Annotated in this window: 23 protein-coding genes and 1 pseudogene; 10 read left to right on the forward strand and 14 right to left on the reverse strand. The window is 63.7% G+C overall.

Going from position 1 to position 23,071, the window contains the following annotated elements:
- The first annotated feature begins 109 nt into the window (after nucleotides 1-109).
- Nucleotides 110-1,546 (forward strand): MFS transporter, encoded by a 1,437-nt coding sequence (locus BC1002_RS21885; RefSeq protein ID WP_013092173.1) that lies wholly within the window; start codon nucleotides 110-112, stop codon nucleotides 1,544-1,546.
- A gap of 39 nt (nucleotides 1,547-1,585) precedes the next feature.
- On the opposite strand, the gene BC1002_RS21890 is transcribed toward BC1002_RS21885, so the two are convergent.
- The 6 genes from BC1002_RS21890 to BC1002_RS21915 all read right to left on the reverse strand — a co-directional run bounded on the left by BC1002_RS21890 (nucleotide 1,586) and on the right by BC1002_RS21915 (nucleotide 4,101).
- A complete protein-coding gene (locus tag BC1002_RS21890; protein WP_013092174.1) occupies nucleotides 1,586-1,858 on the reverse strand; it encodes a hypothetical protein in 273 nt (90 codons plus the stop codon).
- Nucleotides 1,859-1,920: 62 nt separating this feature from the next.
- On the reverse strand, nucleotides 1,921-2,355 hold the full coding sequence (locus BC1002_RS21895) for a DoxX family protein (RefSeq protein ID WP_013092175.1): 435 nt from the start codon (nucleotides 2,353-2,355) through the stop codon (nucleotides 1,921-1,923).
- A gap of 103 nt (nucleotides 2,356-2,458) precedes the next feature.
- Nucleotides 2,459-2,866 carry a VOC family protein gene (locus BC1002_RS21900; RefSeq protein WP_013092176.1) on the reverse strand — a complete coding sequence of 136 codons (408 nt, stop codon included), beginning with the start codon at nucleotides 2,864-2,866 and terminating at the stop codon, nucleotides 2,459-2,461.
- Between the two features lie 36 nt (nucleotides 2,867-2,902).
- On the reverse strand, nucleotides 2,903-3,367 hold the full coding sequence (locus tag BC1002_RS21905; protein ID WP_013092177.1) for an RbsD/FucU family protein: 465 nt from the start codon (nucleotides 3,365-3,367) through the stop codon (nucleotides 2,903-2,905).
- Between the two features lie 64 nt (nucleotides 3,368-3,431).
- Nucleotides 3,432-3,710, reverse strand: a complete 279-nt coding sequence (locus tag BC1002_RS21910; protein ID WP_013092178.1) for a hypothetical protein — start codon at nucleotides 3,708-3,710, stop codon at nucleotides 3,432-3,434.
- A 22-nt stretch (nucleotides 3,711-3,732) separates the two neighbouring features.
- Complete coding sequence (locus BC1002_RS21915; RefSeq protein WP_013092179.1) at nucleotides 3,733-4,101, reverse strand: nuclear transport factor 2 family protein; 369 nt, start codon at nucleotides 4,099-4,101, stop codon at nucleotides 3,733-3,735.
- A gap of 284 nt (nucleotides 4,102-4,385) precedes the next feature.
- Between BC1002_RS21915 and BC1002_RS21920 the strand changes: the two genes are divergently transcribed.
- From BC1002_RS21920 to flhC, 6 genes are all read left to right on the forward strand, one after another.
- Nucleotides 4,386-4,775, forward strand: coding sequence for a type II toxin-antitoxin system RelE/ParE family toxin (locus tag BC1002_RS21920; RefSeq protein ID WP_013092180.1), 390 nt, complete (start codon nucleotides 4,386-4,388; stop codon nucleotides 4,773-4,775).
- Entirely contained in the window at nucleotides 4,772-5,074 is a 303-nt protein-coding gene (locus tag BC1002_RS21925) for an addiction module antidote protein (protein WP_013092181.1), read from the forward strand. The genes BC1002_RS21920 and BC1002_RS21925 overlap by 4 nt, the downstream gene beginning before the upstream one ends.
- Before the next feature lie 172 nt (nucleotides 5,075-5,246).
- On the forward strand, nucleotides 5,247-6,095 hold the full coding sequence (locus BC1002_RS21930) for a helix-turn-helix domain-containing protein (protein ID WP_013092182.1): 849 nt from the start codon (nucleotides 5,247-5,249) through the stop codon (nucleotides 6,093-6,095).
- 43 nt (nucleotides 6,096-6,138) lie between these two features.
- Nucleotides 6,139-6,675, forward strand: a complete 537-nt coding sequence (locus BC1002_RS21935; protein WP_013092183.1) for a GNAT family N-acetyltransferase — start codon at nucleotides 6,139-6,141, stop codon at nucleotides 6,673-6,675.
- A 743-nt stretch (nucleotides 6,676-7,418) separates the two neighbouring features.
- Nucleotides 7,419-7,739, forward strand: coding sequence for a flagellar transcriptional regulator FlhD (gene flhD, locus BC1002_RS21940; protein WP_013092184.1), 321 nt, complete (start codon nucleotides 7,419-7,421; stop codon nucleotides 7,737-7,739).
- A gap of 14 nt (nucleotides 7,740-7,753) precedes the next feature.
- Nucleotides 7,754-8,323 (forward strand): flagellar transcriptional regulator FlhC, encoded by a 570-nt coding sequence (flhC, locus tag BC1002_RS21945; protein WP_013092185.1) that lies wholly within the window; start codon nucleotides 7,754-7,756, stop codon nucleotides 8,321-8,323.
- Between the two features lie 145 nt (nucleotides 8,324-8,468).
- Here flhC and BC1002_RS21950 read toward each other — a convergent pair whose 3' ends face one another.
- From BC1002_RS21950 to BC1002_RS21975, 6 genes are all read right to left on the reverse strand, one after another.
- The gene (locus tag BC1002_RS21950; protein ID WP_013092186.1) at nucleotides 8,469-9,797 is read right to left on the reverse strand and encodes an Nramp family divalent metal transporter; all 1,329 of its coding nucleotides are present in this window, start codon (nucleotides 9,795-9,797) and stop codon (nucleotides 8,469-8,471) included.
- 58 nt (nucleotides 9,798-9,855) lie between these two features.
- The gene (locus BC1002_RS21955; protein ID WP_013092187.1) at nucleotides 9,856-11,055 is read right to left on the reverse strand and encodes an acyl-CoA dehydrogenase family protein; all 1,200 of its coding nucleotides are present in this window, start codon (nucleotides 11,053-11,055) and stop codon (nucleotides 9,856-9,858) included.
- A 187-nt stretch (nucleotides 11,056-11,242) separates the two neighbouring features.
- Entirely contained in the window at nucleotides 11,243-12,871 is a 1,629-nt protein-coding gene (locus tag BC1002_RS21960) for an efflux transporter outer membrane subunit (protein ID WP_013092188.1), read from the reverse strand.
- A gap of 13 nt (nucleotides 12,872-12,884) precedes the next feature.
- Entirely contained in the window at nucleotides 12,885-16,070 is a 3,186-nt protein-coding gene (locus BC1002_RS21965) for an efflux RND transporter permease subunit (RefSeq protein WP_013092189.1), read from the reverse strand.
- A 43-nt stretch (nucleotides 16,071-16,113) separates the two neighbouring features.
- The gene (locus BC1002_RS21970) at nucleotides 16,114-17,337 is read right to left on the reverse strand and encodes an efflux RND transporter periplasmic adaptor subunit (protein ID WP_013092190.1); all 1,224 of its coding nucleotides are present in this window, start codon (nucleotides 17,335-17,337) and stop codon (nucleotides 16,114-16,116) included.
- A 35-nt stretch (nucleotides 17,338-17,372) separates the two neighbouring features.
- Nucleotides 17,373-18,239, reverse strand: coding sequence for an alpha/beta hydrolase (locus BC1002_RS21975; RefSeq protein ID WP_013092191.1), 867 nt, complete (start codon nucleotides 18,237-18,239; stop codon nucleotides 17,373-17,375).
- A gap of 175 nt (nucleotides 18,240-18,414) precedes the next feature.
- Between BC1002_RS21975 and BC1002_RS21980 the strand changes: the two genes are divergently transcribed.
- Nucleotides 18,415-19,419 (forward strand): LysR family transcriptional regulator, encoded by a 1,005-nt coding sequence (locus tag BC1002_RS21980; protein WP_013092192.1) that lies wholly within the window; start codon nucleotides 18,415-18,417, stop codon nucleotides 19,417-19,419.
- Nucleotides 19,420-19,629: 210 nt separating this feature from the next.
- Complete coding sequence (locus tag BC1002_RS21990; RefSeq protein WP_013092193.1) at nucleotides 19,630-19,932, forward strand: DUF4148 domain-containing protein; 303 nt, start codon at nucleotides 19,630-19,632, stop codon at nucleotides 19,930-19,932.
- A 271-nt stretch (nucleotides 19,933-20,203) separates the two neighbouring features.
- Here the strand turns inward: BC1002_RS21990 and BC1002_RS21995 are convergent.
- Nucleotides 20,204-20,874, reverse strand: a pseudogene (locus BC1002_RS21995) (DUF799 domain-containing protein).
- A 135-nt stretch (nucleotides 20,875-21,009) separates the two neighbouring features.
- On the opposite strand from BC1002_RS21995, the gene BC1002_RS22000 reads away from it, so the two are divergent.
- On the forward strand, nucleotides 21,010-21,990 hold the full coding sequence (locus BC1002_RS22000; RefSeq protein WP_013092194.1) for an aldo/keto reductase: 981 nt from the start codon (nucleotides 21,010-21,012) through the stop codon (nucleotides 21,988-21,990).
- Between the two features lie 82 nt (nucleotides 21,991-22,072).
- Here BC1002_RS22000 and BC1002_RS22005 read toward each other — a convergent pair whose 3' ends face one another.
- Entirely contained in the window at nucleotides 22,073-22,978 is a 906-nt protein-coding gene (locus BC1002_RS22005; protein ID WP_013092195.1) for a cation diffusion facilitator family transporter, read from the reverse strand.
- Nucleotides 22,979-23,071: the final 93 nt, after the last annotated feature.

The following is a 23,071-nucleotide window of genomic DNA, read 5'->3' on the forward strand; positions in this document are numbered from 1 at the left end:
AGCGTTCCGCGACGGCGCGGCTTTCAGCGCGCCGTCGCCCGCACGGGCGACATCCATACTTCACGCCGCGCCGAAACGTGGCACGCTGCATCGGGCATACGATGCAGTCATGAACTCATCCAAATCCTCCTTCTCGCCCGCCCTCGGCCGCATTCTGGCGACCGTCAGCGTCGGCTTCGTGGTCACGCAACTCGACGTGACCATCGTCAACATCGCGCTGCCACGAATCGGCGCGGACTTGCACGCGAACGTCGCGGGACTGCAATGGGTCGTCGACGCGTACACGCTCGCGTTCGCCGTGCTGATGCTGTCGGCCGGCGCGCTCGGCGACCGTTTCGGCGCGCGGCGCATGTACGCCTGCGGGATCGTGCTGTTCGCGCTCGCGTCGCTGGCCTGCGGGCTCGCGCTCGACGCCCCGATGCTGGTCGCCGCGCGCGCGATCCAAGGCATCGGCGCGGCCGCGATGCTGCCGAATTCGCTCGCGCTGCTCAATCAGTCATTCGGCCACGAACCGAAGCTGCGGGCACGTGCGGTCGGCCTGTGGACCGCGTCGGGCGCGATTTCGATCGCCGCCGGGCCGGTGGCCGGCGGTCTGCTGATCGCCGCGTTCGGCTGGCGCAGCATCTTTCTGGTAAATCTGCCGATCTGCGCAGCCGGCCTGCTCGCGACGCTGCTGTGGATTCCGCGTCCGCAAACCGCGCAGCGCGGCGCGCCCGCCGCCGCTCGCGGCATCGATCTCGGCGGCCAGTGTCTCGCGATCGTCGCGCTGACCGCGTTCGTCGCCGCGGTGATCGAATGGCGGCCGCTCGGGCTCGCGCATCCGCTGGTCGCCGGCGGCTTCGTGCTGGCGCTGCTGGCGGCGGTTGCGTTCCTGTTCGTCGAGGCGCGCGTCGCGAGCCCGATGCTGCCGCTGTCGCTGTTCGGCACGCGCACGTTCAGCGCCGCGGTGCTGTTCGGCATCTGCGTGAACCTGACGTATTACGGCATGGTGTTCGTGCTGAGCCTTTATCTGCAGCGTGTGCGCGGCTACACGCCGTTGCAGGCGGGCCTCGCGTTCCTGCCGCTGACGGGCGGCTTCCTGATCTCGAACGTCGCGAGCGGCTGGGTGATCGGCCGCCTGGGGGTGCGCGTGCCGATGATCCTCGGCGCGATTACGGCCGGTCTCGGCTACGGCCTGCTCCATCTCGTCGATGCCGACACGCCGCTGATTGGCCTGATGCTGCCGTTTTTGCTGATTCCGTCGGGCATGGGACTCGCGGTGCCGGCGATGACCACGGCGGTGCTCGCATCGACCGAAGCGCGGCGCGCGGGCACGGCATCAGCGGTATTGAACACGGCGCGCCAGGCTGGCGGCGCGGTGGGCGTGGCGGCGTTCGGCGCGCTCGCGGGCGGCGCGGCCGCGAGCGAGATCGTGCCGGGGATGCTGGCGGCCACGGCCATTTCGGTGGGATTGCTGGCGCTGGGTCTCGCGCTCGCGTGTTTCGTGCATCCGGAGCCGCACGCGACGGCATCGTCTGGGCGCGGGGCGAGAGCCGCGAGTAAGTAAACGGTGTGTGTAACGCAGCGGTGTGTGTAACGTAGGCGCCTACAGCGACGCCTCCTGAATCGTGCCGGTATCGATCGCGCGCTCGATCAGCCCTTCGTTGCGCGCCTTGGCGATCGCATCGGCGACCAGTTTTTCCGGGTCCTCGATCTCCGCCTTCAGCGTGCCGATGAATCCGGACGCATCCAGAACCACCAGCGTCTTCGCAGAATCGGCGAGGCTGATGATCACGCGATGCGGCGTCGCCCCTTCGCCGAGACTCGCGCACAATTGCGTGACCTTGCCGCCGATCATTTGCTCGAAGTTCTGAATCATCATCTGCTCCCTTGATTGGCGCGGATTGGAAACCCTGCTGCTAGCAGGATGCGGGCCGCGTTTTACAGGCCGCCGAGTCCGCTGCGCGGCGCGCGCGCATTGTCGATGCTCAGACGCCCCGCGCCGGTGACGAACAGCAGCAGGAAACCGCCCGCGATTCCGATGTTCTTCCAGAAATGAATCACCATATCGTGCTGCAACGCAGGGTCGGTGATATTCCAGAAGTCGTGGCCGAGCACCGCTGTCGCCACCGTATACACCGCCATGATCAGCGCGAGCGGCCGAACCTTGAAGCCGACCACGAGCAGCAGGCCGCCGAGCACCTCGACCGCGATTGCGATCGGCGCGTCGATCTGCACGAACGGCACGCCCTTCGAATGCAGGTAGCCGACGAAGCCCGCATAGCCCAGCAGCTTCATCACCCCACTCCACAGGAACAGCACGGAAAGCGCAAGACGGGCGATGAAAATAATGCCGAAATCGACGGGACGCGACATGGGGGGACTCCTGTAATGAATAAGCAGCAGACCCGAATAGGCGGGCTCAGTTCCCCGCCTCGCCCCTGAGCATATGTGCAATGGCAGCGATTTCCAAGCCCGCTCAGGCTGGCGGATAGGTGGCGACCTCGATCAGGTTGCCGTCCGGGTCGCGGCAATACACCGAGGTCATCTTGCCGCGCGCGCCGTCGCGCTCCACCGGCCCCGCCTCGATCGCGACGCCTTGCGCGAGCCAGTGCGCCTTGACGTCGTCCGGGCTTGCGGTGGTCACGAAGCACAGGTCCGCCGTGCCCGGCACCACCTCGCGCGACGTGAACCACGCGACGGTATCGGCCGACGCGGGACGCAGATTGATCTTCTGATTGCCGTAGGTCATTGCCACGCGCGTGCCGCTGCGCGACATGACCTCGGTGCGTCGCATGCCGAGCATCCGCGCGTACCACGCCGCGCTCACTTCGACGTCAGCGACGTTCAGAACGAGATGATCGAGACTGTCTAGCTGGAAGCCCATGGTTTTGTCGTGATGAATCGGGGAAGGTGGTCGCAACTATGCGCGTGGCGCGTCCGGTGCGAGCAACACGCCCTTCGTGAACACGAAGCAACCATAGCCGCGCTCCTCGCCCGTCGCGATCACGCAATATGCGCGGCGCGCACGCTCGTAAAACGCGAATCGCTCGATCGACACGAACGGCACCTCGCGCCCCTCTCCCGCGTTGACCTCGGCTTGCGCTTCGCGCTGCACCGCGGGAATCGTCTGCGGCTCGCCCACCACTTCCATGCGCGACGCGGGATGCTCGATGAAGGTGTCGAGCGGCAGCACCGACAGCACCGCGCGGATCGCGCGCGGCGAACCGACGCCGTCGAGGCGCAGCGGCTTGCCGAGCACGGTATCGCGCGCGACCGCGTCGGCCGGGAAGTTGGCGTCGCAGATCACGAGTTCGTCGCCGTGGCCCATCGAGCGCAGCGCGTGGAGGATATCGGCGTTCAGTAGCGGGTCCAGATTTTTCAGCACGGGGTCTCCTGGTCGTTCGGTTGGGAACATGCCGCGGCGGTGAGGTCGTACGTGTCACGCGTCATCAGCACGACGATCGATTGTAGCAAGCGCGTCGCGCGTCTTGCGGGGCTGCGCTCGCACCGCATTGGCAGCGCAGCCATCCGACCAGGGCGAGCAGCACGAGCCCCGCGCCGCCGAGCACCGGCTCGCGCCAACCGAACAGTGCGATGAACATGAACGCCCGCGCGCCGCCGAGCAGCGCAAAACCGGCGATCGCGCTCGATAACGCATCGAACGCGGCCGCGACGCGCAGCAACGCGAGATGGACTTGTGCGGGCCTGGCAGCGGCGGGGTCGTGCATGATCGTCTCCGTGAAAAGCGCCTCAGGCGGCGCCGGGGGTTTCGTCGAGGAAACCGGTGACCGCTTGCAAGCGTCCATGCGCGTCCACCACGCCGAAGTCGGAGCCCTTCACGATCGCCTCGCCCGCGGGTGTCGTCAGCGCCCACGAGAAGCGCAGGCGATTCGCGAAGCCGTCGACGTCGGTCGTACGGCGAAACGTGTGATGCGGAAAGCGCTCGTGCACCGCGCGGATCATCGCGTCGATGCCATCGTGGCCCGCCCCCGCCAGCAGCGGGTCGCGATAGTCGGCGTCGGCGCTCCACGTGGCCGCGATCAACTCGCGACGACGCGCGCCATCGGTCTCGTTCCAGATATCGAAATAACGGTCGATCAAATCGGTATGCGCATTCATCTCAAACTCCTCGATTGGTAGGACTGAGCACTTCGCGCCTCACACGCATCGCATGCGGCGGGCTCGGAATGAAGATTGACGGTTCGCGCGCATTGCGTCGATTACGTGAGAGGTAATCAAGCGAATGCAGCGTCGCTGTCACGCATCGTCTTTCGCTGTCCTTCACGCCAAATAGGCCGCTCGGCCGAGTCGTCAAAAAACCTTTGCATCGCTAACCTCACGTGACTGATCGAAGCCTGCCGATGACATCGCGAGGCAAGCACTGCAATGAACAGGAGGACGGCTTGGACCGCTTTATCGAGACACTTTTTTCGCTTGCGCGACCGTATCCCAGGAGATACACTCATCCGCAGATCGAAACACCGCGCGTGTACACGGTCAACTGCACCGAGGAGTTCGATCGTTGGCTTCACGGCCTCACCGACCTCAAGGCCAAGGCGCAAATTCTCGTGCGAATCCGGCGCGCGGAACGCGGGCTTTTCGGCGACGCGAAGTTGCTGGAAAACGGCGTGTTCCAGATGCGCATCGATTGCGGCCCGGGTTACCGGGTCTACTACGCACGGGAGTCGCGCGTGACGTATCTGCTGCTGTGCGGGGGTAACAAGTCCACGCAGCAGGCCGATATCAGGCATGCCGGAGCAATGTGGACAACCATCAGAAAGGAACGGTCATGAGCAAGATCAAAACGGCACGCTTCGACGCATCGAAGTACCTCGACAACGACGAAATGGTCGCGGCCTATCTGAACGCCGCGCTCGACCAGGGCGACTCCGATCTGCTGCTCGCCGCCATCGCGGACATCGCCAAGGCACGCGGCATCACGAAGATCGCCGCCGCAGCGGGTCTGGGCCGCGAAAGCCTGTACAAGACACTCGCGCCCGGCTCCAAGCCACGCATGGACACGGTCCTGAAGCTGGCGAGTGCGATTGGCGTCAAATTCACCGCGGTGCCGCTGCGCCTGGCTGCCGCCTGAGCCGGGCGCGGCGCTGGCCACGGTGTCGCGCGAGTTCGCGCATGACGGCCGAGGCAGGCGCAATCGTTGGTGTGAATCGACGGTATCGGCCGCGCATTACGTTGATTGAAATTGGTGGGGCATTACCTCTCAGGTAATCGATTGCTTGCACGCTTTGACTATCATCGGTGGCATGAACACACTCTCTATCGCACAAACGGCACCGTCATCCCCGTCGAGAGGCACTCGGGCGGTCGGCGAACTTCTCCGCGAATGGCGGCAACGGCGGCGCATGAGTCAGTTGCTGCTCGCCACGGAGGCCGACATTTCGACGCGCCATCTGAGCTTTGTCGAATCGGGGCGCGCGCTACCGAGCCGGGAAATGGTCATGCATCTCGCCGAGCGCCTCGACGTGCCATTACGCGCGCGCAATGCCCTGCTCGTCGCGGCCGGTTACGCGCCGCTGTTTCGCGAACGTCCGCTCTCCGACCCGCAGCTCTCGGCCGCGCGCGAAGCCGTCGAACTGGTGCTCAAGGGACACGAGCCCTACCCGGCCATCGCGATCGACCGGCATTGGACCATCGTCGCGACCAACCATGCGCTTGCGCCGTTGCTGAGCGGCGCGAGTCCCGAGTTGTTAAAGCCGCCGGTCAACGCGCTGCGGTTGAGCCTGCATCCGCAAGGCATCGCCGCGTCGATCATCAACTGGCATGCATGGCGCGAGCATGTGCTGGCCCGGCTGCAACGGCAGATCGACGTCAGCGGCGACGACACGCTGAGCGCACTGCGCGACGAACTGGCCGGCTATCCCGCGCCGCCGGACGCAGACGCCTCGATGCCGGACGACGCAGTCCTCAACCAGATCGCCGTGCCATTGCGGCTGCGCACGCCGCTTGGCGTGCTGTCGTTTTTCAGCACCACCACGGTGTTCGGCACGCCGGTGGACGTTACGCTGTCGGAACTCGCTATCGAGGCGTTCTTTCCGGCGGATCAGCAAACCGCGGCCGCGCTGCGCGAGTTTGCCGAACACCAGCGCGGCTAGCCCCTCGCGTACCCCGTCCCCCGACTCACCACGAACAAGTGATATGTCCGTCAACGCCGACACCCTGCTCATCCGCCAACTCGGACCCGCCGACCGGGACGCCTATTTCCAGCTTCGTCTGCGCGGGCTGAAGGCGCACCCCGCTTCGTTCGGACAAAGCTACGACGAAGCGCTCGCGAAAGGCGCGGCACAGCATGACGCGACGTTGCTGGGCTCCGAGGCGGAAGGCTCGTTCCTGCTTGGCGCGTATGCGTCGGCGGATGCGCCGCTGATCGGCGTCGTCGGTCTGCTGCGGAACAAAGCCCACAAGGAGCGGCACAAGGCGAACGTCGTCGGCATGTATGTCGCACAGGAAGCGGCTGGGCGTGGGGTCGGGCGTGCGCTGCTCAGCGAGTTGTTGACGCGCGCGGCGCGCGTCGACGGTTTGCGGCAGGTGCAACTGACCGTGGGAAGTCGCAACGACGCGGCGCGCAAACTGTATGAATCACTCGGCTTTCGCAAATACGGATGCGAACTCGGCTCATTGAACGTCGACGGCATATTCCATGACGAGGATCTGATGGCGCGATTCCTCGCCTAGCGCGCCAAAATCATTGACAACGGGCCCCTCCGCCCATTCCGGTGCCTCGGCAAGGTTGTAAAATCGGCGCCCTGTGCAGCAACATCGTGTCAGGCATCCTGCACGGCTCTGGCCCCTCGCTGTCTTCGTCGGCAACGCAATCGGCACACGTTTGCGACCGCTTTTCGGTCTCGGGGCGGAACGCATCCGCCAGCCCGGCTGCCGATCCTCACCGAGCCGTTACAAATCCCGCCCCAGTTTGCATAGTTGTAACGGGGGACGCATCATGCCGTTACACCCTCCATCCGTCCCTGACCCGCCCTGCAAGACGAGTATTTATTACCGTTCATTCCGGCGCTTTCCATTTCCTTTCTAATTCAAAACAAATATACCGATCGCTCCACGGCGCGCACGCGTGGCGCGGACAAGTGCGGCTTGACGCCCGCCCAGCAAGGGTTTTCATGGATTAGAGGTGACTGTCGAAAGGCTAAAAATCCACTTGGCATCATTCATTACAACGACGTGAAAAACTTACCGAAAAATGATGTAGCTTTTTGAGATATTTTTTTGCGAAGGGATTGATTTCTAGTTTTAGCCTTCATACAATTCGTCCCGAGCTGTTACGAAATGTAACGTCTTGTATCAAATGTTCGCTGCTTCTAGCAGGTAGCAACATGTAGCCGGAGGCAGCGTTTCCGGCGAGGCAGAAAAGACATAACGGCGCAAAGCCGACATAGAAATTCGGGGCTTCGGAAACAGAGAAAATGGACCGTAGCAGCGAGACGCTGGATTCAATCCGCGAGATCAATTTGTCTTACATCATGCTCGCGCAACGTATGTTGCGCGAGGACAAACCGGTCGGAATGTTCCGGCTGGGACTGTCGTCGGAACTGGCTGATTTGCTTGCCGGGCTGTCGCTCGCGCAAATCGTCAAGCTGGCCTCTTCCGACCAGCTTTTGTGCTTCTTCCGCTTCAACGACCACACGATGCTGTCGGCGTTGACGCAAACGACGAAGCACGCCGCAGTTGCACCGACCCACACGGCGATCCTGCTTGCAGGCCAGCCCGCCGAGCAATTTGCCTGACCGAGGTGACTGCAATGCTCAAGCGAAGCCTGACCGAAGATGCACAGGAAGTATTTCGCGCGATCGCACTGATCGAACTCGGGGCCCGCATGCAGGTGCTCGAGAGCGAGCTGACGCTGTCGCGCGATCGTATGATCCGCCTGTATCGCGAGGTCAAGGGCGTGTCGCCGCCCAAGGGCATGCTGCCGTTTTCGGCGGACTGGTATATGACGTGGCTCGCGAACATTCACGCGTCGCTGTTCTACAACACGTATCTGTTCCTGAAGAACGAAGCGCGCTGCTCGCATCTGGATGCGCTGACCAAGGGATACCGGCTGTATCTCGAACACTGTCAGCACAGCGAAACCGAACCGGTGCTCGATCTGACCCGGGCGTGGACGCTCGTGCGTTTCTTCGACGCGGACATCCTGCAACTGACCAAGTGCTGCCGCTGTACTGGCAAGTTCGTCGCGCACAAGCACGACCTGCAGCACAACGTCGTGTGCGGCGCATGCCAGCCGCCGTCGCGTGCCGGCAAGACTAAGAAGGCAGCAGCCGCGCGCCGCGAAGCGCTCGATGCGGCGCAGGTCGCCCAGGCCGCCTGACCGATCGATACGCCCGTCGCGAGGCACGGCCAACCCGGTTCAAACCGAAGCTCACGTGAATCCGCGCAGTGCTTGAACTGCGCGGATTTTTTTCGCCTTCACGCCGGCCAACCGGCGTTCGAATGAATCCCCGCCTCCGACCGGATCAACCGGCCAGCCCCACCGTCTGGACGACGAGCCACAGATTCGCCGCACTGATCGCTACAAACAGCGTCCACACCAGCAGACGCGTCGGCAGCGTGTTGGCGAATTCGCCCATCAGAGAACGGTCGCTCGTCATGCGGATCAGCGGATAAAGCGCGAACGGCAGTTGCAGGCTCAGCACGACCTGACTCGCGACGAGCAGTTGGCCGACCGCACCGTTGCCGAGCATCCGCACGCCGATCAGCGCCGGAATCAGCGCGAGCGCGCGCGTGATGAAACGCCGCTGCCAGCACGGAATCTTCATCTTCAGGAAGCCTTCCATGATGACCTGCCCCGCCACCGTGCCGGTGAACGTCGAGCTTTGTCCCGACGCGAGCAGCGTGATCGCGAACAGGAACGCGGCGAAGCCGGTGCCGACGATCGGCGCTAGCAGCCGGTAGGCGTCCTCGATCTGCGTGACCTGGTTGTGGCCCGTCGCATGAAACGCGGCGGCCGCGAGAATCAGGATCGCCATGTTGATCAGCGCCGCGAGCACGAGCGATGCGATCGTGTCGATACGCGACATGCCGATCGCCGAGCGGATGCTGGCCGAATCGCGCTTCACCGCGCGGGTCTGTACGATCGACGAGTGCAGATACAGGTTGTGCGGCATCACCGTCGCGCCGAGAATGCCGATCGCGAGATACATCGGCTCGCGCGAATTCAACGCCTGCCACGACGGAATCAGCCCTTGCGCGACCGACGGCCAATGCGGCCTGACGAGCGCAAGCTCGATGATGTAGCCGACGCCGATCGTCGCGATCAGGCCGAGCATGATCGCTTCGAGGTCGCGAAAATTCTTGCCCTTCAGGCCGAGCACGATCAGCGTGTCGAACGCGGTGAGCAACACCCCGGTGGTCAGCGAGCAGTTGAACAGCAGATGAAACGCGAGCGCGCCGCCGAGCACTTCGGCGAGATCGCAGGCGATGATCGACAGCTCCGCGAGCAGCCACAGCGCACGCGCGACGCCCGGCGAATAGCGCGCGCTCGACAGTTGCGCGAGGTCGCGCCCAGTTGCGATGCCGAGGCGCATGCTCAGGCATTGCAGCGCCATCGCCGACAGGCTCGACAGCAGCACGACGAACAGCAGACTGTAGCCGAAACGCGATCCGGCTTCGATCGCGGTGGCCCAGTTGCCCGGGTCCATATAGCCGATCGATACCAGCAGGCCGGGCCCCGCGAATTGCAGGATCTTCTTCCAGAACGGTGCGCCTGCGGAGACGGAGACCGAGCCCTGTACCTCGGACGGGCAGAACGGCGCTGTGGCGGTTGTAGGTAGTTTGAACAGCAAGCCGGAAATCTCTCGAGAGGAATCGACGCGACGCCTCGGGCGGGCGTCGCAAACGGCCTCAAGTGTACAGAGAAACGTCCGGCAATGTCCCGCTAAGCGCGTAGCGGCCGACGTCGCGCACGCGGTAGTCGAGCGGATCGTGCAGCGTGTGCACGCGTGCATTGCGCCAGAAACGGTCGAGCGCGAGCGGCGCATGAGTCGCGCGTGCGCCGCAGGCGTCGAAGAGTTTTTCGCCGATGTCGAGCGCCGCCCGATGCGCGACGATCTTCGCTTCCGAAGTCGCCAGCGCGACCCGCGCACGGCTCTCGGCATCGAGCGTTGCGCGTTGCTGCCACGCTTCGTCGAGCGCGTTCGCGGCGCGCGCGGCCAGCGCTGCGGCGCTGACCGTCTGGATATGCATTTCGCCGAAGCGCTGGATCAGGTAGGGGTCGTCGGTCGCTTTGGCGACGCCGGAGGCGATCCACGGCCGGCCATGTTCGTGCACGTACGCTCTCGCCTCTTCGAGCGCGCCCTGCGCGATTCCGACGAACAGATTGGTCAACACCTGTTGCGAGATCAGCGTGCGCAGGCTCGCGTGCGGCGTGTCCGGTCGTTGGAGCACCTCGTGCGGCTCGACCCTGACGCGCGCGAACGACACGCTGCCGCTGTCGGTCTGCCGCTGGCCGATCGGGTCCCAGTCGTCGTGAACGGTGATGCCTTCGCGCGTGGTCGGCACCGCCGCGAATACGGGTTTGCCGGTCGATGGATCGTGCGCGGACACGGTCATCATCTGCGAGCCGCGCGTTCCGGAGCAAAAGCCTTTCTGGCCGTCGAGCAGGTAGCCGCCATCGTGCGTCGAAGTCGCAACGAGACGCGCATCCAGTGGATTCACCGCATTGCCCCACCACCAGCGATGCTCGACGGTGCCGCGCAGATATTTCTCGCGCTGCCGTGGATTGCCCCACAGGTCGATGCTGACCACCTGCAGGCAGGTGAAGCCGAACAGATGCGCGAGCGCGCTATCGACGCGCGCGAGCTCACGCACCACGTCGTAAATCGCGGACCAGCGCGCGCCAGCGCCGCCGAATTCGCGCGGCACGGCGAGCGTCAGCAGGTCCGCGTCGGCGATCCACTGCTTCTGTTGCGCTGCGTGACCGCCTTCGCGATCGCGCTGCGCGGCGCTCGCGCGCAACGCGGCTAGCAATGTGGTGAGGTCGCGCGCGCAATCCTGTTGCTGCTGCTCGCGAATCTGCTCGATGCCGTCATGCACGAAAGTCACTGGCTTGCCCTAGGGTCGTCATTGGCTGAATCGGACGATGATAGGCAGCCGCGCGCATGTGGTCTACGAAGCGATTCGCACAAGGAAAGCGCGAAAAACGATTTGCATGAAAAACGCCGGGCAGCGCTTGCGTGCGGCCCGGCGTCGTTGATGAGGCTGATGAAGCGCTTGCTACATGGTTATGAATTCAGCGCTTCGCCACTTGCTGTTGTGCCGAAATGGCTGCAGCTTCAGCCGCGGAGCCAGAAGCACCAACCGGCACCGCGCCCACCGCCGTCCCCCCCGCCGTCACATCGCCCCAACCACCACCGAGCGCGCGAATCAGATTCACGGTCGCGACAGCCTGCGTGCCCGCCAGATGGCTCGCCTGCAATTGTGACTGCAGCACCTGCCGCTCGCCGTCGATCACGTCGAGATAGCTGACCGCACCCTCCGTGTACTGCGTGCGCGACAGATGTGCGGCGCGCTGCGACGCATCGACCGCGTCGTTCTGCTCGCGCATCTGATCGTCGAGCAAGCGCAGATCGGCGAGATTGTCTTCGACTTCACGGAACGCCACGAGCACCTGCTGGCGATATTGCGCGACGTCCTCGTCGTACTTCGAACGCGCCTGCGCGAGATTGGCCTTGCGACGACCGCCGTCGAAGATCGGCATCGTCAGCGCGGTACCCACGGCCGGACCGAGGATGAACGCGCGGCTCGACCACATGAACAGATCGCCGAGCGTCGCCGATTCAAAGCCGAACGCGCCGGTGATGTCGAGCTTCGGGAAGAACGCCGACTTCGCGAGCCCGACGCGCGCATTCGCTGCCTGCATCGCGCGCTCGGCTGCCGCGATGTCAGGCCTGCGTTCGAGCAGCGCCGACGGCAAACCGGCCGGCACGCGCACCGTCACCAGCGCGAGCGGCGCTTCCGCGAACGTGAAATCCGCGGGCGGCTTGCCGAGCAGAATCGCGAGGCTGTGCTCAGAGGCCGCCCGCTGCCGCGCGACGCCGACCGCATCGGCACGCGCGCTGGCGAGCTCGTTACGCGCACGCGACAGATCCAGCTCGCTGATATCGCCTTCCTTGAAGCGCCGCTGGACGAGCTTCAGCGTGTCTTCGCGCAACGCGACCGTGCGGCGGTACAGATCCTGGTCCGTGTCGAGCTCGCGCAACTGGAAGTAGTTCTGCGCGACGTCGGCCTGCAACGACAGCTGCACTGAACGGAACAGCGCTTCGCTCTGCTGCTCGTCCGAGCGCGCCGCGTTCACGTTCGAGCTGACGCGCCCGAACAGATCCGCTTCATACGATGCGCCGACCTGCGCGCGCCAGATCGTGCCGGTCGTGCCGCCCGCGCTGTCCGGCTGGAATTGCGAAGCCGCCGACGCGCGTTCGCGCGTCGGGCCGAAGCCCGCGTCGAGCTTCGGGAACCAGTCGGACTTCGCCGCCTGCGTGACCGCCCGTGCCTGCTGCACGCGCGCGGCCGCGGCCTTCAGGTCCTGGTTCGCGGCGGCGGCCTGCTCTTCGAGCGCGTCGAGCTGCGGATCGCCGAATACCTTCCACCATTCGCCGCGCAGCGCGCTGTCGGCGGGCTCGGCCGGTTTCCACGTGCCGTTGCTTTGTGCCGCCCCGGCCGAACCAGCCCCCGCGCCCGACGCCGCAGCAGCCGACGTCTTCACCGCGGGCGCTTCCTTGAACGCCGCCGGCGTATCGACGTCGGGGCGCTTGTATGTCGGCTCGAGCGAGCAAGCAGCCAGCAGCGCGATCAACAAACCGCTCGCGGCCGCGCGGCCCCATCCGCGCAAGGATACAAAGCGAGATTCAAAGCGTTTCATTGTTGTTTTCTCCTCAGGCGTCCGTAACGGGCGCGCCGTAACGCGGCGCATCTTTCTGCGCGACGTGAATCGTCCCGCCGGCGAGCGAACGCAGCACCACATAAAACACCGGCGTCAGCATCAGACCGAACAACGTGACGCCGAGCATGCCGAAGAACACCGCGACGCCCATCGCGTGACGCATTTCCGAGCCCGCGCCGCTCGACAGCACCAGCGGCACCACACCCATGATGAAGGCGATCGACGTCATCAGAATCGGCCGCAGACGCAGACGGCTCGCTTCGATTGCCGCTTGCAGCGGACTGCGTCCATCGTGTTCGAGCTCACGCGCGAATTCGACGATCAGAATCGCGTTCTTCGCCGATAAGCCCACCAGCACCATCAAACCGATCTGCGTGAAGATGTTGTTGTCGCCGCCGGTGAGCCACACGCCGGTCAGCGCCGACAGCACGCTCATCGGCACGATCAGGATCACCGCCAGCGGCAGCGTCAGGCTTTCGTACAACGCCGCGAGCACGAGGAACACGAGCAGCACGCTGATCGGGAACACCCACAGGCCTGCGTTGCCAGCGAGGATCTGCTGATACGTGAGGTCGGTCCATTCGAGCTTCACGCCGCGCGGCAGCACTTCGGCAGCCACGCGTTCGGCCGCGGCCTGCGCCTGTCCCGACGAGAAGCCAGGCGCCGGGCCGCCGTTGATGTCGGCTGCGGTGTAGCCGTTGTAGCGCACCACCATCTCCGGCCCGTAGGTCGGCGTCACGGTGACGAGCGACGACAACGGCACCATCTCGCCCGCCGCGTTGCGCGTCTTCAGTTGCAGGATGTCGTCGGCGCGTTGACGGAACGGCGCATCCGCCTGCACGCGCACCTGATACACGCGGCCGAAGCGGTTGAAGTCGTTCACGTACAGCGAGCCCAGGTAGATCTGCATCGTGTCGAACACATCGGTGACCGGCACGCCGAGTTGCTTCGCCTTCACGCGATCGAGATCGACGTTCAGTTGCGGCACGTTGATCTGATAGCTGGAGAAGGTCGGCCCCAGTTCGGGCGTTTGCGCCGCGCGCTTCACGAAGGCCTCGGCAGCTTTGTTCAGTTCGGCGTAGCCGACCGCGCCGTGATCCTCGAGCTGCATCTTGAAGCCGCCGAGCGTGCCGAGCCCGAGCACCGGCGGCGGCGGGAACACCGCGACGAACGAGTCCTTGATCGCGCCGTACTGCTGGTTCAATGCACCGGCAATCGCGCCCGCCGACAGCTTCTTGTCGCCGCGCTCCTTGAACGGTTTCAGCGTGACGAACACGATGCCTGCGCTCGAACTATTCGTGAAGCCATTCACCGACAGACCCGGGAACGCCACCGCGCTTTCGACGCCCTGCTGCTTCAGCGCGATCGAACTCATATCGCGGATCACCTTCTCCGTGCGATCGAGCGACGCACCGTTCGGCAACTGCGCGAACGCGATCAGATACTCCTTGTCCTGCGCGGGCACGAAGCCGCCCGGCACGATCCGCGCCATCAACACGGTCGCACCGACGAGGATCGCGTACACCGCGAGCATCGCGCCCTTGCGGCGCAGCACGCCGCTCACGCCGCGGCCGTATGCTTCCGAACCGCGATGAAAGACCTTGTTGAAACGCTTGAAGAAGCCGCCGAGCACACGGTTCATCACGCGCGTCAGCCAGTCCTCCTTCTCGCCGTGGCTGCGCAACAGCAGCGCGGACAACGCCGGCGACAGCGTCAGCGAATTGAACGCCGAAATCACCGTCGAGATCGCGATGGTCATCGCGAACTGCTTGTAGAACTGGCCCGTGAGACCCGTCATGAATGCGAGCGGCACGAACACGGCGACCAGCGTCAGCGCAATCGCGATGATCGGCCCGCTCACTTCGCGCATCGCCTTGTAAGTCGCATCGCGCGCACTGAGCCCGCTTTCGATGTTGCGCTCGACGTTCTCCACCACGACGATCGCATCGTCGACGACGATACCGATCGCGAGCACCATGCCGAACAACGACAACGCGTTGATCGAGAAACCGAACGCCAGCAGCAGCGAGAACGTACCGACGATCGACACCGGCACCGCGATCAACGGAATGATCGACGCGCGCCACGTCTGCAGGAACACGATCACGACGATCACGACCAGTGCGATCGCTTCGAGCAGCGTATGGATCACCGCCTCGATACTCGAACGAACGAACTGCGTCGGGTCGTAGACGATCCGGTATTCGACGCCGGCCGGCATGTCCTGGGCAAGCTCCTTCATCGCCGCGCGCACCTGCTCGGAAATCGCGAGCGAGTTCGCGCCCGGCGCCTGATTGATCGCGAGCGCAACCGCGGGCTTGTTGTCGAGCAGCGAACGCAAGCCGTACTCCGACGCCGCGAGTTCGATCCGCGCGATATCGCGCAGATACGTGACACCGCCATCGGCCGCGGTCTTCACGATGATGTCGCCGAATTCGCTTTCGGTCCTCAAACGACCGCGCGCATTCACCGACAATTGCAACTGCGTGCCGGGCACCGACGGCGATGCACCGATCACACCGGCCGCCACCTGGATGTTCTGTTCGCGAATCGAATTGACGACTTCGGTCGCGGTGAGACCGCGTTGCGCGACTTTCTGCGGATCGAGCCAGATACGCATCGCGTAGTCGCCCGAGCCCCACAGTTGCACTTCGCCGACGCCCTGAATGCGCGCGAGCCGATCCTTCACGTTCAGCAGCGCGTAATTGCGCAGATACGTCATGTCGTAGCGATCGTTCGGCGAGATCAAATGCACGACCATCGTCAGCGTCGGCGAACTCTTGATCGTCGTCACGCCGAGCCGCTGCACGTCTTCCGGCAGACGCGGCAGCGCCTGATTGACGCGGTTCTGCACGAGCTGCGTCGCGAGGTCGGGATTGGTGCCGAGCTTGAACGTGACCGTCAGCGTCAGATTGCCGTCGCTATTCGCCTGCGACTGCATGTACAGCATGTTCTCGACACCATTGATCTGCTCTTCGAGCGGAGCTGCGACCGCCTCCGCGATCACCTTCGGATTCGCGCCCGGATACTGTGCGTGCACCACCACTGAAGGCGGCACGACTTCCGGATACTCGGAGATCGGCAGCTTGAACAGCGAGATGATGCCCCCAAGCAGGATCAATACCGATAGCACGCCTGCAAAGATCGGGCGATCGATGAAGAATTTGGATATGTTCATTGGAAGCTCTTAACTTTGGAACATGCGCGTTGGAACATGCGGTTCACGAATTGCCTTTCGCGCCGGTGTCCGCCGCCTTGCCGTGCGACTGCGCGAGCGCTGCGCTGTTCGGGTCGTCGTCGGTCGTCATCGGCACCATGTGCGCGCGCACCGCATCGCCGGGGCGCACACGCTGAATGCCGTTGACGACGATACGGTCGCCCGCCTTCAAACCGTCCTTGACGACGCGCAGATTGCCCTGCATCGAACCGGTCGTGATATTGCGATAAACGACGTGGTTGCCTTGATCGACGACCAACACGAATTTCTTGTCCTGGTCGGTGCCGACCGCGGCATCGTCGATCAACAGCGCCGGATGCGGTGCGCTACCGCCCACCTTGACGCGCGCGTAGAGGCCCGGAATCAGTGCACCGTCCGCGTTGTCGAACTTCGCGCGCACGCGGATCGTGCCCGACGACGTGTCGAGCCGGTTGTCGACCGACTCGATCGTGCCGCTGCGCGAATAGCCGGACTCATCGGCGAGACCGAGTTCGACCGGCACCTTGCCGCCGTCCTTCGCGCGGCTCAGGTATTGCAGATAGGTCTGCTCGTCCGCGTCGAACGACGCGTAGATCGGCGACACCGACACAAGTGTGGTCAGCGGCGCCGAGCTGGCGCCAGCCGACACGACGTTGCCAACCGTGATCTCCGCGCGCGACACGCGGCCCGACACCGGCGCGACGATCTTCGTATAACCGAGATTGATGCGCGCGGTTTCGAGCGCGGCTTGCGCGGCCTTCAGGTTCGCGCTCGCCTCGCGCGCGGCGTTCTGCTTCTCGTCGTAGTCGCGCTTGGCGATCGCGTTGTCGACGATCAGCCGTTGCGCGCGTTCCCAGTCGCTCTGCGTATAGCCGGTACGCGCCTGCGCGGCCGCGAGCTGCGCTTCCGCGCGATCGACTTCGGCCGCGTACGGACGCGGATCGATGACGAACAGCGTGTCACCCTGCTTCACCAGCGCGCCGTCCTTGAAGTTGACCGACACGATCGTGCCTGGCACCTGCGAACGCACGTCCACTTTCTGCACGGCTTCGAGACGGCCCGAATAGGACTGCCAGTCGGTGATGGTCTTTTGCACGACGGTCGCTACATCGACTTCCGGCACGATGGTCGGCGCGGCCGGCGAACTCGCATCCACACGGATCGCGCCGAACGTGCCGAGCCCGGCAAGAACGACGACCACTAGCGCGGCAAGCGCCACGCGGCGGCGGGAAAGAGGAAGGATAGTCATGTGTAGCTCCCGGGTATTGTTGATTGAATTTCTGTTTATCGATGAGCGCGCGCATCGAAGCGCCACTGGAAAAAGCGCACCGCTTCCTGCAAAGCGGGCGGATGATCGGCGAGCGCCGCGTGCGACACGCTTGGAAAGCGCACCACCTGGGTCTGCACGCCCGCGTCGATCAGATTGCTTGCATACTTTTCAGCCTCGACGTGCAGCACGTCGTTCTGCGCGGTCGCGATCAGCGTGGCCGGCAAGCCCGCGAGCCGCGCCGATTCGAGCGGCGCCGCGTACGGATGCATGCGCTGCGACGCTTGCGGCAGATACGCGCGATAACACGCGGCGCACTCGCGCGCGGTGATGTCCGAACCGAGCCGCTTCTCGTCGCCAAGCCGCGTCAGGCTCGGATCGAGCATCGGGCCGAACAGCGCCTGCGCGCTTATCTGCACGTCGCCTCGATCGCGCGCGATGAACGCGAGACAATTGGCGAGTTGGCCGCCCGCGTCATGACCCGCCACACCGATCTTTCTGCTATTGCCGCCAAACGCCCGCGACCGTGTCTGCACCCACAGCGCCGCACGATGCGCGTCTTCCGGCGCGGCAGGAAACGGAAACCGCGGCGCGAGCGAATAGCCAACCGACACCACGAGCGCCGGTAAGTGTTCTGCGAAGTACCGCGCGGCGAAGTCCGCGCATTCGATCGAACCTTTCGTAAAGCCGCCGCCGTGAAAATAAAGCAATACCGGCAATGCGGTTTTTTTCGTCAGCCGATACAGGCGTAACGTAATGGGCTGAGCGTACCCATCGATACCCACGTCGGTGACTTCAAGTGTTGCGTCAGTGGCCTCAGCGCCAGTGTCTTCGGCGGAAACGCCGATGGAAACGGACGGGTACGGCGATTTGAATGCATCCATGTCGAGCCGCGCAAATGCGCATAGAACTTCAATGGTGCGAATTGTGGGTTCAGCAGACTCGCAAATAAATGCCTATAATCCGGCAACACAATTCGGTGCCTTTGAACAATCCCGTCGCGATTGTTTTCGCGGACTCCATTCCCGCCTGCGCACCTGCCCCTACTGGAGGTTTGCAATGGACCGGCTTCAGGCCATGCAAGTGTTCACGCGTGTCGTCGACACCAACAGTTTTACCCGCGCAGCGGAGACGCTCGATCTGCCGCGCGCGTCGGTTACTACGATCATTCAGAACCTCGAAGCGTTTCTCGGCACGCGGCTGATGCACCGGACCACCCGCCGTCTGTCGCTGACGCCGGATGGCGCCGCGTACTACGAGCGCTGCGTGCGCATCCTCGCTGACGTCGAAGAGACCGAGGCGAGTTTCCAGAGCGGCAACAAGAAGCCGCACGGCAAGCTGCGCATCGACATGCCGGGCTCGATTGGCCGTCTGCTCGTGATTCCGGCGCTGTGCGAATTCCACACGCGCTATCCTGACATCGATCTGCAACTGGGCCTCACCGACCGGCCCGTCGATCTGCTGCAGGAAGGCGTCGATTGCGTGGTGCGCGTCGGCGCGCTGCAGGATTCGTCACTGGTCGCACGCCGCATCGGTCTGTTCGAGGGCGTGACCTGCGCGGCACCTGACTACATCAAGCGCGCGGGCATGCCCACTTCGCTCGAAGATCTCGAAAATCACAAAGCCGTCAATTACTTCTCGAGCCGCACAGGACGCACGATCGACTGGGCGTTCCTGGTGAACGGCAACGAGGTGGAAGTGAAGATGAAGAGCATCGTGTCGGTCAACGACGCGGATGCTTACGTGACCTGCGGACTCGAAGGCTTCGGCCTGATTCAGCCGGCGCTCTTCATGGTGCTGCCGCATCTGCGCTCGGGCCAACTCGTCGAAGTACTGCCGGAACTGAAGCCTTTGCCGATGCCCATTTCGGCAGTCTATCCGCACAGTCGTCATCTGTCGCCGAAAGTCCGCGTTTTCGTAGACTGGATTGCGGAGCTGTTCGATCGTTGCCCATTGCTGAGCGGCCGCGGCAGTCTCGACGCCACCTGCACGAAGCGCACGTTCGAGCAGCGCGAGTCCGCGCCGGCACTCGACACGCCGGTGATGTCAGAATGGGTCGCCTGAGGTACGTTAATTGAAACAGTGAATTCCAGCCGCGGCGCCAATGCCGCGGCAACTGTGCAATCGGGTGGCTTCTGCAAGGCTCCGTCGCGATTGTTCCTGAATCGCGACAATTCATTTCGCAAAACCGCGATTTATCCGCCACGCGTCGACGTCTACATTTCACCCTGTCGCAGCGCCATCGCGCTGCCAATGAATCGACAGGAGTGAATCATGAAACGCAATCTTTTGGCAGGCCTCGCCCTGTCGCTGCTCGTCAGCGTTCCGGCATTTGCGGAAGGCGGCAGTATCGGCCGTGCAGGAACCTATGACACGCAACCGGCGCCGAGCGCGAGCACGAAGACCCGCGCCGAGGTCAAGGCGGAACTGGTCGCCGCTTATCGCGACGGCTCGCTGCCCTCGCTGAACCGCACCTCGTATCCGAACAAAGGCCTGATCGGTCAGACGCAAGCCGCGCGCATCGCATTGCAGGAAGGGACGAACGGCGAAGTGACGCGCGTCGCGAAGGGCCAGTAACGAGTTAGCAGAAGTTGATTCGGAATCCGGCGCACCTGTCGCACGAGAAGCGCGCGCCTCTTCATCAAGGAGCACATCATGACACCATCGGAACTCGATAACTGGGATACCGATACGCCCGTGTGGACGCCGTATCGCCCGGCACAGCATTGAGCGTTAGCTGCCTGTCGTTCACGGCACTCGCCGTTATGCGCCCGCGAAGTGGCTTCGCGGGCGCATTTGCATTGAAGCGATCGAAAGCGCGAGCCGTTTCTTGCTGACTGAGGAGCGTTCAATCGGTGCGGTATTTGGGTGAGCGTGGCCCGTACAGCCGTCCGTTCGGCGGCCCGGCATGCAGAAGCCGATAGCTCGTCACCCCAGCGATATCGTGGCCCTTGTCCGTCAGCGAATCCGCAATCTGCTTGATCGCTGCCGTGACGAGCATGCCGATCAGGCTACCGCCAGCATCGTTGTTGCCCTCATTGCTGTTGGCGCTCGCACTACCCTGCCATAGACGTCACCGGTCTTGAGGTCGACCAGCCGGGCGGATGCCGTGACGACTGTCGCACCGTCGACGACGTGGTACACGGTGCCGTACTGCGTGATCTTCGAATACAGGGCCGCGTCGGCCCCGAAGATTTCGCGCAGCTTCTCGGGCGAGGTCGCATCGATCTCCGCCGCCATCGTCAGGCCGTTCTGCCTGAACGTTTCATCCATCACCGCCACGGGTATCACGTAGTAGCCCGATTCGGCGAGCGGCATCGTCATTTGCGAGAGCATGCTGTTGGTCGCCTGTACGTCCGCCGTTTCGCTGGTCGGGGGCAGCAACAGGATCGAGTGCGGCCGGCTGTTCCTGAAGGCCGTGTAGTCCGCGTGCTTCACAGGTTGCGCGCACGAGGCCAGCAGTACGACAGTGGACAGCGCAAACCAGAGTTTGAGGGAAAGGATCTTGCGTTTTTTCAGAAAGTCCAACGCTTCATCAAATCCACACCTTTCGCAGACTTTTTCCGGCAACGACGCGCTTGCCGTCGTTTCCCTATAATCAAAGGTCCTTCCCTCGCAGCGGGTTTGTGCGCTTCACCATAGGAGAGCAACACGATGGATTATGTGAAACTCGGCCGCACCGGCCTCGATGTATCGCGTCTCTGTCTCGGCTGTATGAGTTATGGCGTGCCCTCGCGCGGCACGCATACCTGGACGCTCGACGACGAAGCCGCGCGGCCATTCATCAAGCAGGCGCTCGATCACGGCATCAACTTCTTCGATACCGCCAACGTCTATTCGGACGGCACCAGCGAGGAAATCGTCGGCCGTGCGCTGAAGGACTTTGCGAAGCGCGATGAGATCGTGCTCGCCACCAAGGTCAATAGCCGCATGCATCCGGGCCCGAATGGCGCAGGGCTGTCGCGCAAGGCAATCATGGCGGAGATCGATCACAGCCTGCGGCGGCTCGGTACTGACTATGTCGACCTGTATCAAATCCATCGCTGGGACTACGGCACGCCGATCGAAGAAACGATGGAAGCGCTGCACGACGTCGTAAAGGCCGGCAAGGCGCGCTACATCGGCGCGTCGTCGATGTACGCATGGCAGTTTGCCAAGGCGCTGCAGGTGGCCGACCGCAATGGCTGGACCCGCTTCGTGACGATGCAGAACTACGTGAATCTGCTGTATCGCGAGGAAGAGCGCGAAATGCTGCCGCTGTGCGAGAGCGAAGGCATCGGCGTGATTCCGTGGAGCCCGCTTGCACGCGGACGCTTGACGCGCGACTGGGACACCGAGAGCGCGCGCTCTGAAACCGATGAGTTCGGCCGCACGCTGTACGCGCAGACGCAGGAAGCGGATCGGCGTATCGTCGAGCGGGTCAGCGAGATCGCGAAAGAGCGCGGCGTGCCGCGCGCGCAGGTTGCGCTAGCGTGGGTGCTGCAGAAGAAACCGATTACCGCGCCGATCGTCGGTGCGACCAAGCTGCACCATCTCGACGATGCGGTCGCAGCGCTGTCGTTGAAGCTCAGCGGTGAAGAGATTCACCGGCTCGAGGAACTGTATGTGCCGCATGCGGTGGCGGGGTTCAAATAAGCGCTTTGACGCGTACAGGGATCCTGTTAACACAGGCGGAATGGCCCGCGCTTGCAGCGCAGGCCGTTTCGCTTCCTCTTCATTAACTACGCGGCACGTCCGGTTCGAAGAACACCCAGCGCACCTGAGGAAACGCGGCCTGCAAGTCGGCCTCGATAAGATTGATCGCATCAACCATCGCGCGGCCGCTCGCATAGTCGATCATTTCCGCCTGCACCGCCACCACCACGTGACGCCCCCACTGCAGCGTGATCATGTTGATGATGCTGCGAATCTCCGGACGCGCGCGCAGATGCGCGTCGATGGCGCTGCGCACTTCCGGGCTCGCCGATTCACCGACGATCATCGACTTCACTTCACGCGCGACGAGCCACGCGATCGTCATCAGCAAAAGGCCGACTCCGACCGAGCCGAGCGCGTCATACACGGGATCGCCGGTCATCATCGTCAATAGCACCGCGACGAAGGCGATCGCGAGACCGAAGAGCGCGGCGATATCTTCGCCGGCCACGACCAGCAGATCCGATTCGCGCGTCTCGCGAAACCACTGCCACAGATTTTTGTCCGGATACGTCTTGCGAATCTCCTTGATCGCGCCCCACAGCGATAGCGCTTCGAGCACCACCGATACACCGAGCACCGCCAACGCAACGAACGCATACTGCAACGGCTCGCGCGCAATCAGCCGATGCACGCCCTCGTACACGGAAAACGCGCCGCCGACGAAAAACAGCAGCAACGCAACCAGCAGCGAATAGAAGTTGATTTCTCGGCCGCTGCCCATCGGATGCAAAGGGCTCACCGGTTTGCGCGCCTCGCGCAGCCCGAAAAGCAGCAGCAGTTGATTGCCGCAGTCGGCGGTGGAGTGAATCGCTTCGGCGAACATCGAGCCGGAGCCGGTGAACGACGCCGCGACGAACTTGCAGACGGCGATGCCGAGGTTGGCGGCGAGTGCGTAGAAAATAGCTTTCGGCGATTCTTCTTTCATCTGCGGGCGGGCGTCCGTGAGTGGGCTGGGTATTGTCGGGTATTGTCGGGTATGGCACGACCGAAGTGGTCGGCAAGCACTCGGTATTATGGA

The sequence above is a fragment of the Paraburkholderia atlantica genome (genome assembly GCF_000092885.1).
Classification (GTDB): domain Bacteria; phylum Pseudomonadota; class Gammaproteobacteria; order Burkholderiales; family Burkholderiaceae; genus Paraburkholderia; species Paraburkholderia atlantica.